At 68.5% G+C, this 16,904-nt stretch carries 12 protein-coding genes and 4 pseudogenes; 10 read left to right on the top strand and 6 right to left on the bottom strand.

Going from position 1 to position 16,904, the window contains the following annotated elements; translation table 11 throughout:
- Positions 1-9: 9 nt before the first annotated feature.
- A protein-coding gene (locus DN069_RS36465) for an IS5 family transposase (RefSeq protein WP_111507544.1) occupies positions 10-827 on the bottom strand; the annotation gives its coding sequence in 2 pieces (ribosomal slippage) (positions 10-485 and positions 485-827; 819 coding nt in all).
- 44 nt (positions 828-871) lie between these two features.
- Here DN069_RS36465 and DN069_RS36460 point away from each other — a divergent pair.
- A pseudogene (locus DN069_RS36460) lies at positions 872-1,609 on the top strand (phosphotransferase); the annotation flags it as partial.
- On the opposite strand, the gene DN069_RS42140 reads toward DN069_RS36460, so the two are convergent.
- Positions 1,564-1,713 (bottom strand): helix-turn-helix domain-containing protein, encoded by a 150-nt coding sequence (locus tag DN069_RS42140; RefSeq protein WP_243640254.1) that lies wholly within the window; start codon positions 1,711-1,713, stop codon positions 1,564-1,566. The pseudogene DN069_RS36460 and the gene DN069_RS42140 sit on opposite strands and share 46 nt — an antisense overlap.
- 476 nt (positions 1,714-2,189) lie before the next feature.
- Here DN069_RS42140 and DN069_RS36450 point away from each other — a divergent pair, with 476 nt between their 5' ends.
- The 3 genes from DN069_RS36450 to DN069_RS36440 all read left to right on the top strand — a co-directional run bounded on the left by DN069_RS36450 (position 2,190) and on the right by DN069_RS36440 (position 5,461).
- A complete protein-coding gene (locus DN069_RS36450; RefSeq protein ID WP_111507547.1) occupies positions 2,190-3,149 on the top strand; it encodes an AraC-like ligand-binding domain-containing protein in 960 nt (319 codons plus the stop codon).
- A gap of 215 nt (positions 3,150-3,364) precedes the next feature.
- Entirely contained in the window at positions 3,365-3,844 is a 480-nt protein-coding gene (locus tag DN069_RS36445) for a DUF2690 domain-containing protein (RefSeq protein WP_165845796.1), read from the top strand.
- A 162-nt stretch (positions 3,845-4,006) separates the two neighbouring features.
- Positions 4,007-5,461 (top strand): NF041680 family putative transposase, encoded by a 1,455-nt coding sequence (locus tag DN069_RS36440; RefSeq protein ID WP_165845795.1) that lies wholly within the window; start codon positions 4,007-4,009, stop codon positions 5,459-5,461.
- A 1,220-nt stretch (positions 5,462-6,681) separates the two neighbouring features.
- Here DN069_RS36440 and DN069_RS36435 read toward each other — a convergent pair.
- Positions 6,682-7,113 (bottom strand): hypothetical protein, encoded by a 432-nt coding sequence (locus DN069_RS36435; protein WP_133260164.1) that lies wholly within the window; start codon positions 7,111-7,113, stop codon positions 6,682-6,684.
- Between the two features lie 266 nt (positions 7,114-7,379).
- On the opposite strand from DN069_RS36435, the gene DN069_RS36430 reads away from it, so the two are divergent.
- On the top strand, positions 7,380-7,700 hold the full coding sequence (locus DN069_RS36430; protein WP_243640251.1) for an AraC-like ligand-binding domain-containing protein: 321 nt from the start codon (positions 7,380-7,382) through the stop codon (positions 7,698-7,700).
- 16 nt (positions 7,701-7,716) lie between these two features.
- Here DN069_RS36430 and DN069_RS36425 read toward each other — a convergent pair.
- Positions 7,717-7,972: pseudogene (locus DN069_RS36425) on the bottom strand (ATP-binding protein); the annotation flags it as partial.
- 537 nt (positions 7,973-8,509) lie between these two features.
- Here DN069_RS36425 and DN069_RS36420 point away from each other — a divergent pair.
- The 4 genes and pseudogenes from DN069_RS36420 to DN069_RS36405 form a co-directional block, all read left to right on the top strand.
- A pseudogene (locus DN069_RS36420) lies at positions 8,510-9,049 on the top strand (IS3 family transposase); the annotation flags it as partial.
- Between the two features lie 903 nt (positions 9,050-9,952).
- Positions 9,953-10,687, top strand: coding sequence for a hypothetical protein (locus DN069_RS36415; protein WP_111507537.1), 735 nt, complete (start codon positions 9,953-9,955; stop codon positions 10,685-10,687).
- On the top strand, positions 10,684-12,822 hold the full coding sequence (locus DN069_RS36410; protein ID WP_243640249.1) for a bifunctional serine/threonine-protein kinase/ABC transporter substrate-binding protein: 2,139 nt from the start codon (positions 10,684-10,686) through the stop codon (positions 12,820-12,822). Before DN069_RS36415 ends, DN069_RS36410 begins: the two co-directional genes overlap by 4 nt.
- Positions 12,823-12,824: 2 nt before the next feature.
- A complete protein-coding gene (locus tag DN069_RS36405; protein ID WP_111507536.1) occupies positions 12,825-14,879 on the top strand; it encodes a bifunctional serine/threonine-protein kinase/ABC transporter substrate-binding protein in 2,055 nt (684 codons plus the stop codon).
- Between the two features lie 336 nt (positions 14,880-15,215).
- Here DN069_RS36405 and DN069_RS36400 read toward each other — a convergent pair whose 3' ends face one another.
- Positions 15,216-16,316, bottom strand: a complete 1,101-nt coding sequence (locus DN069_RS36400; RefSeq protein ID WP_111507535.1) for an integrase core domain-containing protein — start codon at positions 16,314-16,316, stop codon at positions 15,216-15,218.
- Positions 16,317-16,384: 68 nt separating this feature from the next.
- Positions 16,385-16,615: pseudogene (locus tag DN069_RS36395) on the bottom strand (transposase); the annotation flags it as partial.
- On the opposite strand from DN069_RS36395, the gene DN069_RS36390 reads away from it, so the two are divergent.
- Positions 16,610-16,816 carry a hypothetical protein gene (locus DN069_RS36390; RefSeq protein WP_111507534.1) on the top strand — a complete coding sequence of 69 codons (207 nt, stop codon included), beginning with the start codon at positions 16,610-16,612 and terminating at the stop codon, positions 16,814-16,816. The pseudogene DN069_RS36395 and the gene DN069_RS36390 overlap by 6 nt on opposite strands.
- The last annotated feature ends 88 nt before the right edge of the window (positions 16,817-16,904 follow it).

Genomic DNA, 16,904 nt, shown 5'->3' with positions numbered 1-16,904 from the left:
GACCGTGTCCTATGTGGTGAGTCGGATGAGGCGTTTGTAGCAGCAGACGGCTGCGGCGAGTCCGAGGAAGGCCAGGTAGTTGCGGGGGTCGCGTTCGTAGCGGTGGTTGAGTCGGCGGTAGCCGGTCAGCCAACTCATGGTGCGTTCGATGACCCAGCGGCGGCGGCCGAGACGTTCGCTGGACTCGATGCCCTTGCGGGCGATGCGCACACCGATCCGCTGACCTCGTAACCATTTCCGCAGGTCGGGGATGTCGTAGGCCTTGTCGGCGTGGAGGCGCTGGGGCTTGAAGTGGCGACCGCGGTGCGGGTCGTGTCTCGTTTGGTGGCCTTGGACCATGGGCTTCAGGGCTTGGCTGTCGTGGGTGTTCGCTGCGGTGACGCCGACGACCAGGGGCAGTCCGGTCGCGTCCGACAGAACGTGCATCTTGGAACCCGGCTTGCCGCGGTCCACGGGGCTCGGACCTGTGAGTTCGCCCCCTTTTTGGCCCGCACGTGGGCGGAGTCGAGCACGACCCGGGAGACGTCGACCAGGCTGGCGTCGTCCAGCCGGTGCAGGACCGCTTCGTGCAGCCGGCCCCAGACGCCGGCCCTGGACCAGATCAGGAAGCGGCGGTGGGCGGTGGACTTCGATATCCCGAAGCACGGCGGCAGGGCCCGCCAGGCACACCCGCTGACCAGCACGTAGATGATCGCCGCGAACAGCGTCTCATCAGGCGTGTTGGATGTCCCGCCGCCCTGCGGCCGCACCCGCCCCGGCGGGATCAACGGCTTCGCGATCTCCCACAGTCCGTCCGGAACGATCCAGCTCCACGTACCCCGCCCCATGACCAGTCAACGAGGCCCCACCACATAGGACACGGTCTTACTACGTTCGTGCTGACGGCGAGACGTATGTGGCGAAGGTGGAGTTCGGTCACGCACAGACGCTGCGGAACGAAATCCGTTGGTACCGCGATGTGGCACGACGGGGTCTGCCGAGACGTTTGTTCATCACCAGCCATGCCGGTCCGGGCCTGTCGTTCCTGCTGCTGAAGTGCTTTGGTGACGGCTCCACGGTGGACGCTCACGCGCTCGCTGGCGCATCGGGCGGCAAGCTGGGGCACCACATCGCGAGCGCTGTGGACAGCGATACCGAACTGTTCCACCGCACACAGCGTCGCGCCGGCCCGGCGCAGGTGCACCGGCTGGTTGAGCAGCGTCTGGTCCGGCGCCGTCGACAGGCCTTCGCATTTCCCTACCTACGGACGCTAATCGACGCGGACATCGTGACGATCAACGGTGAGCCACTGCCGGGTACGTCACGGTGCCTGAGCCGCATCACGGGTGATCCGCGCCTCATGTCCCACTTGACGCCCGACCGGGTCGGAATGACGTTCGGGGATCTGCACTGCGGCAACATTCTTGTCGATGGAGAGTCCACCGAGGTGGTCGACCCCCGGGGCGGCCCCCTGCTGCCGATCACCTATGACTACGGCAAGCTCGTGCAGTCCATCGAAGGTGGGTATGGCGCCGTCATGGCGGGCCAGTACGTGCTGTGGAGTCCGCGATCGTGTGGTCCGACTCATGCCCCTTGCGGGTCAGCGGCACCCAAGACGGCGGCTCGGTAGGCGTTGGGACTGACATCGAAGGCGGTGCGGAAGGTCCGGCTGAAGGCGGCAGCGTTGGTGAAGCCCCAGCGCGCGGCGATGGCGCGGGACGGCTGCCGCTGCAACTCCGGCCGGGCAGGCCATGCCGCCAAGGTGCGTACGGGAGTGAGGCGGAGATCAGGCGGCGGCCCGCCCTGGCTGACGGCTGGCGGGATCTTGTCGACCAACGGCGTTTAGGCCACTCGAGCGGTGAGTGTGGCGAATCAGAGGATGGAGCCCTCGCCAACCGGCGAAATCTGGCACGGCACGCCGGTCTCCATCCCTACAAGCAGGACAGGAGGTGCCCCGATGTCTGCCGCCGCTTCCACAGAGATCGTCAGCGCCGTTCTGGGCGCGCCCGCTGGCGCCGGCCGGGGCCGCCGCCCACGACGACACTCGTCTCGCTTTCGAAACTCACGTCTCCACGTTCGCGCTGACCTGCCGTGTTACGCACTGGCTTCCCTGACCGTCGTTCTGGACGGATGTGAAGATTGTTCGCGATGATGCTCCGGCGTCTGCGTGGTGAAGTGATCAACGGGGGAGCTTGACGGTGTGGCACAGCGTGTCCGCGGCAGAGGTGTCGGTATCGGACAGGTTTGACTGGTTTGTCGATGCGGTGAGCAGCGCTCTGATGCCGTCGACGATGATTGCTGAGAACCCGGGCGGGTTCTATGCCGAGGGCGGCCTGCTCAACACGGGCCCCGTCCAGGTGTCGAGGTTTTCGTACTCGCCCTTGCGTTCGCGGCGCACACCGAGGCTGATCCGCCGGGGGGATCCCGAGCAGTACCAACTGGCCCTGGTGACCCGGGGGACCGCCTGGTTCGCCCAGGACCACAGTGAGGCCGAAATCCGGGCGGGAGGCATGGTGTTGTGGGACACCTCCCGGCCCTATGAGTCAGCCTCGGGCTTGGATGGTCGGGATGTCGAGGCATTCGTGCTGCAGATCCCCAAGGAGCGGATGGCACTGCCCTCCCAGCAGGTTGACCGGCTACTCGCCCAGCGCATCCCCGCCGGCACAGGAGTGGGAGCGATCCTGTCCCAGTTCCTGGTTTCGCTGGCCGACAACGGTCCCGACTGTCGCCCCCAGGAACTGGCCGGGCTAGGGAACATGGCCGTAGAACTGGCCGCCTCGTGCCTGACCCAGCAACTCGGCACTGTCCGTGAACAACCCGCCGAGCTCCGGGCCCACGTGCTGCTCCGCCGGATCAACACCTTCATCGAGCACAACCTGGCGGATCCCGAGCTGACACCCCGTGCCATCGCCGACCACCACCACATTTCCCTCCGCACCCTGTACCTGCTGTTCCAGAACCAGGAAGAGAGCGTCGCCGCAACCATCCGCCGACGCCGCCTCGAACACTGCCACGCCGACCTCGCCAACCCCCGCCTACGCGACCAGCCCGTCCACGCCATCGCCGCCCGCTGGGGATTCACCCAGCCCGCCGCCTTCAGCCGAGCCTTCCGCACCACCTACTGCACCACCCCCACCGAACACCGCCACCACTCCCCGGCCAGCCAGTGAGGCAGGCGCGGCCCCGTCCCGGCCTTCCTCCAGCGTCACTGCACGCATCGTCAAAACAGTCTGCACAGCAAGCACACAGCCGCAGACGCCCGGCCCATAGGCTTCCAGCGCTCGACCTTCACAGCCCTCTGGAACGGCCTCTTGGATCTCCTGCCTCGGGCTGTCCGTGAAGAGCCGGGCTCAAACGCTGTCGACAATCCATGAAACGGGGACCCATGCCTTCCATTGTTCGCAGCGCTGCCAAGATCGGGGCGGCGTCGTTGATGGCCCTTTCGGCCGTCGCCCTGTCCAGCGGCTCCGCCCAGGCCAACACCTACCCCTACGACGGGGCCGACCCTGCAAGCACCTACTGCGGCGGCACCACGAGCACTCCCTACTCGTCCACGCTGACCTGGGGCGACGGCAGCTACGCCGGAACGGTCTACCTGCGCTACAACTCCGGCTGCCGCACGGTCTGGGCGAAGATCGTGCTCGCCAGCCCACAGGACGCATGCGGCAACGCGTCGGCCGGCATGGCCTGCGCCGAGGCCGTCGTCCACCGCAACGACGACGGCGCGGAAATGAGCTGCTACGTGCCCCAGGGCGCAACCTCCTGCTACACGGCCATGCTCAACGACGCGAACATGTCCTCCCACGCTGAGGGGTTCCTCGACACGGCCTATGGCACGCGCTACGCGCAGACCTCCGACTACTGAGCTTGACGTTTAACCTCGCAGGTCACCCGACCTGCTGATCTGCGGTTCTTCCCAAGACAGCGGAGGCGGCCGTTCCCCACGCTTCGAGATGTCGAGTCATGAAGCACGCGAGAGCGGCCGCCGCCTTTGAGTCTCCCGGTCATTGCGCCCGCAGGTGCGCTTTTGGACGTGCTGTCCCGCTTTCGGGTCGAGTTCTACGAGTGTCTGTACGCCCGTGCCGATGCCCTCTTCGAGCTCATCGACGCTGTCCTGTGCAAGGACGGACCCGTGAAGACCCGCGTCGAGCCGAGCCTGCCGGCCGAACACCGACGCGGACACGGCGCTCTCTACCAGGCCCTGAATGCCGGCTGGATCGAACCGGCCCGGCTGCGCAGGCTGCTGGGCTCGCTGCCCATGCCACGTGCGGTCGACGGCCGGATCGTGCTGGCGGTGGATGTCTCCAACTGGCTGCGGCCGGACGCCGAGACCAGCCCTGACCGGCTGTTCTGCCACATCTACGGCCGCGGTCGCAGCAAGGATCAGTTCATCCCTGGCTGGCCCTGCTCCTTCGTCGCCGTGCTGGAGTCCGGACGTACTTCCTGGTGCCGCCTTCTGGACGCGGTCCGGCTCGGCCCGGCCGACGACGCCGCAGCCGTCGCCGCTGCCCAACTGCGCGAGGTGATCCAGCGGACGATAACCGCGGGACACTGGCGCGAGGGGGATCCCGACCTGCTGATCGTCGCCGATGCCGGCTACGACCTGGCCCGCCTGGCCTCCCTCCTCGCCGACCTGCCCGTCGAGGTCTGCGGCAGGCTCCGCTCCGACCGGGTACTGGCCCGCGACCAGGCCCCCGACAACGCCGGAACGCGGCCGGGCCGCCCTCGCATGCACGGCGCCCCATTCTCCCTGGCCAAACCGGCCACTTGGGGCGATGCGCAAATCGAGACCCGGTCCGAGACCACGCGCTACGGCACCGCGACTGCCAGGGCCTGGGACCGGCTCCACCCCCGGCTCACCCGCCGCTCGGCCTGGATCGAAGCCCAGAGCGCCGAACTCCCCATCCTGCACGGCCTGGTGGTCCGCCTGACCGTCGAGCGGCTGCCCGGAGGGCGGGATCCGGCCCCATTGTGGCTGTGGTCCTCACGCCCAGGGGCCGACCCCAGCCACGTCGACCAGCTCTGGCAGGCCTACCTGCGCCGATTCGACCTGGAGCACACCTTCCGCCTGTTGAGGCAGACGCTGGGCTGGACCGCACCCAAGCTGCGGGAGCCCGCCAGCGCTGCCATGTGGACGTGGTTGATCATCGTCGTGCACACCCAACTCTGGCTTGCCCGCTCTGCCACGAAGGATCTGCGTCGGCCGTGGGAACGTTCACTGCCCACAGACAAGTTGACGCCCGCCCGGGTTCGGAGAGGGTTGCCCGGCCACGGATCCGCCGCGTGGCGGTGCCTTCGGTCGGTGGCGCGCCTGAGCTGTGTTTGCGCGCTTGCGCACACTGGGGGCCCGAGTGGGGCGGTCCCTTCTCGATCGGGCGGCTTTCGCCCCCCGGAGGTTCCTGGTACGCCCTCGTTGCCCGGTCGAGGAGGGGCTCCCCGCGCCCGGTGCCCCACCCCCGCCGCGCCTTGGCTCGGTGGTTAGCCCCTCCGAGGAGGGGCGGGGTCCGGGGCAGCGCCCCGGATGGCCCGCAGGCCTGGACAGCCAAGCTCTGGCAAAGCAAGGTCCTGCTGGAGTAAGTTGCGCAGTTCACGGCAGTTGGTTACTGCAATACTACCTACCCGCGAGGACAGCCTCGGCCCGGGCAATGGCCAACTGTTCGTGAGACCTGTCAGCGTTAAGCTGATCGGCATGTACTTTGATCTGCTCCCGTTGAAATTCACTCTCAACTGAGTACCAGACCCCGATGAGATTGGTCTGCCGTTTGCACGTAACATCCGAGACGGCGGTGGCAATTTCGGGCCCGCTCGCTACTGAATTATTTTCCCAGCGGTGATCACTGAATGCCTCAATCGGGGTCTTGTACGTATATCCGCGTGATTTCATGCATGCAGACCAGGCGCTCTGTGAGGCAGCGACACGAGCATCTGAGATCGAGCGAGAAAAGCTTGCGTCGCTTATGCTTTGAGCCAGGGGCGACACATAACCGTCAGCTACCAATATTCGACGCATCGCCTCACCCCTGCAACCTCCCACCGGGATCGGCAAGCCGTTGGCAGCGGTTCCCGCTGAGCCAGTCGCAGCTGGTGAACCTATAAGTGCAGATCGTTCACCCGCAGATAGCTCCGCAGGAGGTACCTGGTTTGGAAGCTTTCGATCCCCATCGGGCGAAGAGTGGTAGCCATATTTCTCTGCATCAGGCAAGCTGGATGGGCCATATCGCCTTTCGACTTGGCTTCCACTTCGCTGATGAGTGAGCTGAGCGGGTGCCGGGAAGTCGAACTCATAGCGCTTCATGCACTCGCGAGTACGAATCCCGACAGCGTAGTCGATCTCCGAGATTTGTGCTGGCGTGAGGAGATAATTCTCAATGGGGAGATAGAGTTGCGAGACATCTGACGGAGGGGTCACCACTGGTACAGGAGCTGGGCTGGACGGGATGCCAGGGCCCGCCCCTTGACCAGTGGGCAACTGGGCCGAGCAACCGACAATTGCGGTAGCACCCATAAGGATCATCAGTGCCTTACGAGCATAATCAGCTGCCATTCTCACCCTCAGCGACCTGCGCCCCACACCGTCGAGCTCTGAAAAATTCGTCACCGAAGCACTAACTCTTAATTTCAGGATTCTATGCAGGGAAATTGAAGCGACTCATGAATATGTCCACAAGCCGCCCCAATCGGAAGTAATCTGCCGCTGAAGAATCAGCCGTGGTTATAGATCGAATACGATGCTTCGTTATTCCAAGTATTCACCAGGTTTCCGTAGCCGCCGGCCCCAACGCTGTCGTACGGCCCCCATCCATCGACAGCCCTGTAGACGTAGACGTAGACGGTGTCGTAACCGCCGTTCGCCACCGATGCCGCATTGTTCCTGATGGCCTGCCCGTAGCCGTCCCAGACATTGCCGAAATTGCCCTGAGCGTTGAAAGTCTGCCCGGACAGATCCCCCCACTCAGCGTCATTTGCCACCCACTGGGCTCCCTGCTCACTGCTGTGGTAGTAGAGACAAATCTGGGAGCCGCAGAACTGCTGGGCACCACCCGGGATCGACGCGGCCGAGGCGGGCATCGCTGTTGCGACTCCCACAGCAGATATGCCGATCGCCATGGCAAGGGTTGCAAGCTTCCTGATCAAGGCTGCTCCATCATTCGCTTGATTACGAGACGTATCGCATCGCGCCACGGATGGAGCGGTGCGGATCGTTTTGATCGATGGGGAGCCTATGCGTCAGGTCGTCCGCGATTGTGTGCTTGCCGTGCAGGCTTCCTTGACGATGCGTGCAGCGCCCCGACGCGGACCATCGCGTGCCCGGGCTCCACTCGGTGGCGCAATCCGGCCGGGCCAGACTTCCGGTCGCGGGTGCTTCCCGCGGGGGGTGAGCAGTGCTCCCGGGGGGCTCGATGGTGTGGCAAGGCGCTTCTGCGTCAGCGGTTCCGGCGGCGGACAGGTTCGACTGGTTCGACCAAGTCGTGGCCAATGCTCTCGCGCCGGTGGCGCTGCGTCCGCTGGATGCGGCGGCGTTCCATGCCGAGGGCGCGGTGCTGGATCTGGGTGAGGCCCAGATCTCACGGTTCTCCTACTCCCCAGTCGGGTCACGCCGGACATCGGGGTTGATCCGGAAGCGGGATCCCGAGCAGTACCAGCTGGGCCTAGGAGTTCCCCGCTCGCGGACAGTTGATCTCCCCACTGATGGACGCTGGAAGCCCCCGGTGGACAGTTGATCTCCCCGCTTGGGGGTCAACCGAGCGGGACGACGCCTCGTCCGGTGGTCGCCTCGGCGAGGCGGTGGCTGTCGCCCTGCGTGACGACGACGTGGGCATGGTGCAAGAGCCGGTCGACGGTCGCGGTCGCGAGGGTCGTGGGCATGATCTCGTCGACTCGACGGATGCAGGTTGCTGCTGACGGCCAGACTCCGCAGTTCGTAGGCCGCATCGACCAGGCGGTAGAAGCCCTCGGCTGCGTCGGGCGAGACAGGCAGGAGCCCGATGACGATGACTCCGGCGTCCTCCAGATCCATGACCAGGTTGCGGGCGACTTGGCTGACCCAAGTCGCGGTCGGATGCGCGGTTGTGCCAAGGATCCGGACGCGACGGGTGGCGTGCTCGATGACCGCCAGGATGTACTGGCGCTGTCCGGTCAGGGTTACGGTCTCGATGAAGTCGCAGGCCAAGAGCGCATCGGCCTGAGTACGAAGGAAATCGGCCCAGGTCGTGGCGCCTCGGTCGGGTGCGGGGTTGATGCCCTCGGTCTTGAGAATCTCCCAGACCGTGGATGCGGCGACCTCGATGCCGAGCGTGGTTAGCTCGCCGTGGACCCTGCAGTAGCCCCAGGACGGGTTCTCGCGCACCAGGCGCAGAATCAGGAGCCGGATCGAGCGGACTATGGGTGGGCGCCCGGGGCGCTTCGGCCGGCAGGCACGCGCATGACGCCGCCGCATGAGATCGCGATGCCACCGCAGCCCGTGTCCGGGCGGACCAGCAACCGCAGCCGACGCAGGCACTGCCGCGGCAGCGAAACCAGCAGAGCAGCGAGGAAGGCGCGGTCCTCCGGAGCGAACATCACCTTGTACGTCGGCGACATCACCTATCTGCCGGTCGGCGGCGGGAAGTTCTGCTACCTGGCGACCGTCATCGACTTGTTTTCGAGGCGGCTCACGGGCTGGGCGATCGCGGACCACATGCGCGCCGAACTGGTTGTCGACGCCCTGGCCGCGGCCGAGCGGACCCGCGGCAGCCTCGCCGGAGCGATCATGCACACCGACCACGGGTCGCAATACAGCTCCCGGGCCTTCGCCGACGCATGCCGCCGGGCCGGCGTCCGGCAGTCCATGGGCGCCGTCGGGTCCAGCGCGGACAACGCCGCCGCGGAAAGCTGGAAAGCGACCATGAAACGCGAGACCCTCCAGGGCCGAAAGAGCTGGTCAAGCGAACACGAAGCCCGCCTCGAGCTCTTCCGCTGGCTGCACCGCTACAACACCGTCCGCCGACACAGCCGCCTCGGGCACCGCAGTCCCATCACCCACGAACACGCACCCGACCGAACATCAACTACGCTGGCACAAGCCGCATAACCCCGTGTCCAACATCCGGGGTCAGGCCCTGTGCACCGGCGGCGACTCCACCGCCTACCCATTCGGTATCCGCCGCACCCACCCCCGGCGCCAACACCCTCATGCCCAACGACACGGAGGAGCTGCGCCATGCCATCGAATCCGCGGACACGCAACGCTGGAACCAGATCAACATCATGCGATCAGAGGTCAACCAGGCCCTCGGCACCCAACTACAACCGCTCCTCCCCCCGCCCCCGAAGCAACTGAGAAGGCCCACGGACAAGCCCAACACGCCCGGCCGAGGACGACAGTGGTCGCTTCAAGCCTCGACCGCCCGGCGCCGGCCGAGCCACACCCGCGCGAGAGCAATCCGCGAGCCTTCCGTGTACCTGGGTAATTCCGGTGGTCGTCGGCGTCGTCGTCCGACCGCCTGCCGGGTCGTGATGCAAGGTGTGTCTGTGCCGGAAGCGCGTGCTGGCACGTCGAAGGCCCGGACTCGACCAGAACGAGCCCGGGACTTCGACAAACACCGAATGCCCCGCAAAGACCAGCCCTGCACAGCGGCGAAACAACCACCCACCGCCGACCGCGACCCCTCACGTTCCGCCGAGGGCGAGCACCGCCCCGGCATGGGTATCGCAGCGACGATGACACCCAGGGTCACAATGAGAAGGTCAAGTGCCTGCGGGCGCACCCCGCTGTATGCGGCCTTCCGAGCCTCCCTTTTACTCATCGACTCTCAGTGCGTGAGCTGACGGCCGATCTTGAAGCCTTGACCACTCGGATGCTTGACTAGGTTGGGTGGGAGGGGAATTGGTGATGCAGGCGGGTCCACGGGCACGCCGGATACGGGGGCGGCGTTCGGCGCTGGCCGCCTGTGCGCTGCTGCTGGCGGGCTGCTCGGCGGCCCGCGGAGGTCAGGTGAGCGCAAGTCAGGACGCGAGCCCGAGCGTCTCCACTGCGCCCTCGGCGTCCGCGCAGGCGCAGGGGGACACGACCGGGACGACCGCGCCCTTCCATCTGGACCCGGCGAAGGTGCCGAAGACCACCGCGGCCGCACTGGCGCTGGCCCGCTCGGTGGCTGCCGGCCCGGACAGCTTCGGGCCCGGCTTCGTCGCGCGCACGCCCGCCGAGAGTGATCCCGCCTCCTGGCCGGTCCTGGGCCGGGACTGCGTCTGGCAGCAGCGGGCGCTGCCCGGCGATGTGCTGGTGAGTCTGACCCGCTACAGCCGCTTGCCCGCAGCGGGCGGCGCCGGTGAGGTGCACACCGCCGCGACTGTCACCGTGCACCGGACCGTCGCCCAGGCGGACTGGGAGATCGCCGACACACTGGAGCAGGCGCTGCGCTGCCCCTACCAGCAACTGCGCGATACCGAGCGGATCGCGGGGCTCAACTCGGTCGGCTCCGGCTTCGGGACCAACGGCAACACCTCCGCCGACGACTACCTGATGGAGATGGGCTCCTACCTGAACCCCACACTCGGCAAGGGAAAGCTGCCCTACTTCTGGGCGCAGGCCCGGCTCGGTCCGGTGACCGTCGCCGTCGCCGTCGAGGGCGGACAGGGCATCGACCAGCAGCAGCTGATGACCACCTTGTCGCAGGGTGTCGCGTCCATGGAGACCAAGGTCCGCGTCGCACTGGGGGTGAGCTCGTGACCGACCATTCCCTGCATGCCGAGGACCCGTCGCAGATCGGCGGCCACCGCCTGCTGGCCAGGCTCGGCACGGGCGGCATGGGCGTCGTCTACCTGGGCCGCGCGGAGAGCGGCGCCCTCGTCGCCGTCAAGGTGATCCGCGCCGAGTACGGGCAGGACGAGGAGTTCCGCGCCCGCTTCCGCCGCGAGACGCGGGCCGCGCGCGATGTGGACAGCCCATGGGTGGTGCGCGTCCTCGACGCCGGTCCGGAGGCCGAACAGCCGTGGCTGGCCACCGCGTTCGAGCCGGGACCGGCGCTCGTGGAGGCCGTTGCGCAACTGGGGCCGCTGCCGCCGCGCGCGGTGCGGGTGCTCGGCAAGGCACTGGCGCGGGCGCTCACCGCCGTGCACGCGGCTGGTCTGGTGCACCGGGATGTCAAGCCGGCCAACATCCTGCTCGCGGCGGACGGGCCGCGGCTGATCGACTTCGGCATCGCCCGTTCCCTCGACGACACGGCGATCACCTCGACCGATCTCGTCGTCGGTACGCCCGGCTTCCTCTCCCCGGAGCAGGCGCTCGCGCACGGCGACCAGCTCGGGCCCCAGAGCGACGTGTTCGCGCTGGGCTGCGTGCTCGCCTACGCCGCGACGGGCCGGCTCCCGTTCGGAACCGGCCCGGTCGACGCCCTGCTGTACCGGACCGTCCACGACTCCCCCGACCTGGACGGCGTCGAAGAGGCGCTGGCCGCCGTGCTGCGGCGCTGCCTGGCCAAGGACCCGGCGGACCGCCCGACCCCGGCCGGGCTGGACGAGGCGCTCGTCGAGGACCTTCCCTCGGGCGGCGCGGACTGGCTGCCGCCAGGCGTCGTCCGTCTGGTCGCCGAACGGTCCGCGCAGATGCTGGCGCTGCCGGAGAATCAGCCGACGCGGATCGAAACCGCCACCGGGACCGCCGTGCCGTCGCGCCGCCGGTTCCTCGCCCTCGCCGGGGCCGGCTCGGCATTCCTGGCGGCGGGCGGTGGCGTCGCGACCTGGGCCGCGCTGCACGACAGCGGACGCCAGGGTCCGGCCGCGCCGGGCTGGGCGATCGGCGTCCAGGCCGACCTGAGCGGCCCCAGCCGGACGGCCGGTCAGGCTCAGGCGGACGGCGCCCGGCTGGCGGTGGAGCAGTTCAACGCCCGTCACGACCGGCCGTTCCCGCTCGCCCTGCGGACCGCCGACGACGCGGGCGACCCCGGCCGCGCGGCGACGGCCGCCCAACGGCTGGCCGACGACCGGGACGTCCTCGCCGTCCTCGGCTCCAGCACGGACAAGACGACGGCGGCCGCGCTCGCCGTCTACGACCCGGCGCTGCTGCCCGTCGTAAGCATGTCCGCAGGGCAGAACCTGATGCAGAACACCCGAAGCTTCGTCCGGGGGCGCCCGCTGCACAACGCCGTCGCCATGAAGCTCGCGTTCCACCTGGAGGCCGCGAGCGCGCCGAGCCCGGTAGGCCTGCTGCTGGACCGCGGCGCTGGGGACGTGTCGTGGATGAGCATCCAGATGGTCAACCGGATCGTCCCGCTCTACCCGGGCGGGAGTACGTATCCGCGCGTGGTCCCCGCGGGCACGACCGACTTCGCGCCGATCGTGGCCGACATGCGCGCGGCCGGTGTTCGCACCTTCGTCTACGCCGGGCCCGCGCAGAGCACCATCCGCGTCGCGAGGCTGCTGGCCGACTTCCACGGCCCGAAGTACGCGGCCGAGCCGGCGCTGGACGCGGCGTTCGCGGCGGAGCCCGCCGCCGAGGGCTGGACTGTCGTCGCGAGCGCGATCGGGCCCGACGCAACGAGCGTCCAGCCCTTCGCGCGGGCGTTCCAGTCCCGCTACGGCCGGGCTCCCGGGCATTGGGCCGCCGAGGGCTACGACGCGGCGAACCTGCTGATCGCGCAGCTGACCGCCGGACGTGCCAAGGCGAAGGGCGGCCGCCCGACCCGTCAGGCACTGATCGCTCCGCTGCGGGCCGCGAAGTTCCAAGGGCTCACCCGGAAGTTCGCCTTCGACCTCGACCTCGACCAGCTGGCCACGCCCGCGAGCTTCGTCCACCGAGTGCAGGGCGGCGCGTTCCGGTACCTCGGTCCGGCACCGGACCAGCCGCCCGCGCCCAAGGCGCGGTGACGATGCGTCCGCTCGGCGCGGGCGACCCGCGCACCGTCGGCGGCAACAGGCTGCTCGCCCGGATCGGAGCGGGAGGCATGGGCGTGGTCTACCTGGCGCGCGCACAGGACGGCACCTTGGTCGCCCTGAAGGTGATCCGCGCCGAGCACGCGGCCGACGCCGAATTCCGCGCACGTTTCCGCCGGGAGGCGCAGGCCGCCGCCCGCCTCGACGGCCGCTGGACCGCGCCCGTCACGGCGGCGGACCCGGAGGCGGTGGAGCCCTGGATCGCCACGGCGTTCGTACCGGGGCCGTCCCTGTCGGAGATCGTCGCGGTGCACGGTCCGCTGCCTGCGGAGACCGTACGCGCGCTAGGCGCACGGCTAGCCGAGGCACTGGCGGCCGTCCACGCGGCCGGACTGGTCCACCGCGACCTCAAGCCCGGCAACGTGCTGCTCGCCCTCGACGGCCCGCGCCTGATCGACTTCGGCATCGCGCGCGCCAGCGGCGCCACCGCCCTGACGGAAACAGACGTCGTCATCGGCACGCCCGGCTACCTTTCCCCCGAGCAGGCCCGCGGTCGCGCCGAGCCTGTCGGCCCACCGAGCGACGTCTTCTCCCTCGGCTGCCTGCTCGCCTACGCGGCGACGGGCCGCTCGCCGTTCGCCGGTCACGTGGCCGCAGTGGCCGTCTTCCGCGTCGTGCACGAGGAGGCGGACCTGTCCGCCATCGCGGACGACTCGTTGCGCCCGCTCGTGGCGCGCTGCCTGGCCAAGGCACCCGCCGAGCGGCCGAGCGCGAGTGAACTCCGTACCGGCCTTGGCGACTTCGACACGGACGACTGGCTGCCGCCCTCGCTCCCTGCGCTCATCGCCGAACGCTCGGCCCGCGTCCTCGACCTGCCGGAGCCCGAGCCGCTGGCGGCGGCTGACGCGCCGGAGGATCTCCCACCATCCGCACCGAGCCGGCGTCGTTTCCTGTACCTGGGCGCGTCAACGGGCGCTGCCGCCGTCGGCGCGGCGACGGCGGCGTGGCTGACGCGCGGCGGCTCGCCGCCGCAGGCGGTCGCGCGTCCTTCCCGCACGGTCGCCGTGCACGCGGACCTGAAGGGTCCCGGCGCGGAGCTCGGCTCGGCCGTGGTCAACGGGGTCAAGGTCGCCGTCGCAGAGCACAACGCTCGCGCGGACCGCGCCTTCGACCTGGTGCTCCAGGTCCGCAACGACTCCGGGAACGGGGATGCCGCCAAGGCGGTGGCGCAACAACTCGTGGCAGACCCACGGGTCTCCGCCGTCATCGGGCCGACGTCGGACGCGACGGCGCTGAAAGCGGCGGAGGTGTACAACCCAGCGCGGTTGCCGATGGTGACCGCCTGGGCGGGTACCACGCTGCTGTACGACGCGGTTTCCGCCACCGCACCGGCCGTGTTTCAGATCAGGCCGGCGAACGAATTCATCGGCGCGGTCTTCGTACGCTATCTCTCCCAGGACCCGTCGGTGACCCACGTGGTGCTGGTCACGGACGGGACCAGTGACTACAGCTACCGGCTTGGCCAGTCCATGCGGGATCTGCCGCCCCGGATCGCTCGGGACACCCATGACATCGCCGAGGGGGTCGCCGCCTTCGCCGACCGCGCCCAGGCCGTCGTGTACACCGGCGAATCACCGGAGCATGCGGCGGCCCTCGCCTCGGAGCTGCGCAAGGCGGGGTTCAGCGGCACAGTCGTGGCCGGCGAACCGGCGTTCTCCGACACAGCACCCGACGGGTGGGTGTTCGTCACCACGTTCGCGAACCCCGATGCCTCCTTCGCCAAGCGATACGGCGGCGACCATGTGCCGCATGGCGCGGCCGAGGCGTACGACGCCCTCGGACTCGTCGCCGCAGGACTCACCCGCGCCGGATCTGCCGCCACCGTGGACCGCGGCACCCTCGCGCACTGGCTGCGGACCTTCCCCTACCAGGGCATCACCCGCACCTTCAGATTCGTGGACGGTGGTGTCATCGACTACCACTCGGGCTTCTACCTGTGGCGGATCAGGGGCGGCAGCCCGACCTTCCTGGAGGCGGTCACCCTCCGCTGACGCTCAAAGCCTGCCCGGTCGCCGCGCTGTCGGCCACCATGAGTCTGACCCTGAGAGTCAAGGATCACCACCCAGCAGGGGGTGTGATCATAGAGGGTCGGCCGGGGTCGCCCCGCCAGGCTGGTCCGCTTCCTCTGCGGACCAGCGTTGCGGTGACGCGTCGACCCGGCGTCTTGTAGCAGGACTGCGGGTGCCGACAATTCATCCGGCCTGGTCAGCTGGCTTGGCGGTACTCGCGCAGCGTCCCGCCGAGTCGGTCTCGTCGGCGAACCGGCAGACGTCGGATTCGGGCCGGCACGATGACCGTGTTGGTGCCGAAATCCCCGTCCGTGCAGGTCAAGCGGCATGTCGGTACTCGTGGAGGACTCCGCCGAGTCGGTCGTGTCGGCGTATGTCCAGGCGTTCGATCTGGTGTGGTGAGAGCGGCCTGGGGAGGGCTTGCATGGGTGCGGCGCCGGCCAGGGCCCGGTGGGGACGGTGTTGGTTGTAGTGCCGCTCGTAGGTCCGCAGTGCGCGACCCAGGTGGGCCTCGTTCCAGATGAGGGTCCGGTCGAGGAGTTCGGTCCTGAGGGTCCTGACCCACCGTTCCATGACCGCGTTCATCCGCGGCACCTGCACTCCCGTCAGAACGGGCGCGATGCCCGAATGCTGCAGGATCTGGTTCATCATGGCGGGGTATTTGGCATCCCGGTCCCGGATCAGGAACCGGACTGTGGCGAGCTGGTCGGCGTCCTCCAGGTCCATGAGCAGGTTCCGCACTGCCTGGGTGACCCAGGCATGGGTCGGGTGGGCGGTGGTGCCGAGGATCCGGATTCTGCGGCTGGCGTGGTGGATCGCGGCGAGGATGAATTGGCGCTGCCCGTTGAGGGTGACGGTCTCAATGAAGTCCATCGCCAAGATCGCCTCGGCCTGCGAGCGCAGGAAGCTCGGCCAGGTGACGCTTGAGCGGTTCGGCGCGGGGTCGATGCCCTCGGCTTTGAGGATCTCCCAGAAGGTGGACGGTGCCACCCGGATCCCGAGGACGGCGAGCTGGCCGTGGATGCGGCGGTAGCCCCATGACGGGTTCTCCCGCGCCAGCCGCAGGACCAGACGGCGGACCGAGACAACCGTGCGCGGACGCCCCGGCCTGCGGCGGGCACTCGCGCGAGCGTGTCGACGCCTGATCAGGTCACGATGCCAGCGCAGGACCGTGTCCGGGCTGACCAGCAGCCGGATCCGACGCAGTACATGCCGCGGCGTTCCTGACAGCAGCGCTGCCAGGAATGCCCGATCCTCCGGCCGGAACCTCGGACGCTCGTCACCGAGCTGCCGCTGCAGAACCGAGAGCTGGTGACGTAGGGCCAGAATCTCGACATCCTTCTCGCGGTCGCCGATCGGGAGCAGACGCAAGGCCGCGAAGGCCTGGGAGACCGCGAGATACGCGAATCGCACGAGCACGAGACGCGATCATGCCCGATGGCGGACACCCGAGGCTAAAACGACCCTGACCTGCATGGACGCATTAATCGGCACCCACAGGCGTGCCAATCCCCGGCAAGGCGGCGTCGGTCATAGTGAGCCTTCGCCCCTGGTGAGGCCTTCAGAGAGGCGAACGCCCACAGGTATCCGGCGTGGTTGAGCCTGTCGTTCTTCACCCACCGTCTGGTGATGCTGGACTTCTTCCCCGAGGCGCGGGTGACCGGGGAGGCCCCGGCGTAGGCCTTCATCCCGCGCGCGGTGGCGAAACGGCCGTGGTCGGCGTCGAACTCATCGTCATCAAGGAACTGCTGGGCCATGCCCACATCGGCGTGACCGCCACCGTGTACGCCCACGTCCGCCTCCGCCTCCAGCGAGACGCTCTCGACCTCCTCGGCCACGCCCTCGGCAACCTCCCCGAGACCACCGCCGAGCCCGACGACGGCGACGACCCGCCCGTTCGTGCAGCCCCTGTCCGCTGACGTTGCCGTCAACTACTGCCGTCAGACACCCCAGAGGCCCCACCGGAACCATTCCGGTGGGGCCTCTGGGGGGTCCCTCATACACATC

Source organism: Streptacidiphilus pinicola (assembly GCF_003258295.1).
Classification (GTDB): Bacteria; Actinomycetota; Actinomycetes; order Streptomycetales; family Streptomycetaceae; genus Streptacidiphilus; species Streptacidiphilus pinicola.
The sequence above is the reverse complement of the archived record's forward strand: the minus strand, read 5'-3'. Positions and strand labels throughout refer to the sequence as shown.

Bases quoted from the DNA above. Each gene is read 5' to 3' on its own strand.
- DN069_RS36445 (WP_165845796.1), top strand. From the start codon at position 3,365: ATGCCTTCCATTGTTCGCAGCGCTGCCAAGATCGGGGCGGCGTCGTTG.
- DN069_RS36430 (WP_243640251.1), top strand. From the start codon at position 7,380: ATGGTGTGGCAAGGCGCTTCTGCGTCAGCGGTTCCGGCGGCGGACAGG.
- DN069_RS36405 (WP_111507536.1), top strand. From the start codon at position 12,825: ATGCGTCCGCTCGGCGCGGGCGACCCGCGCACCGTCGGCGGCAACAGG.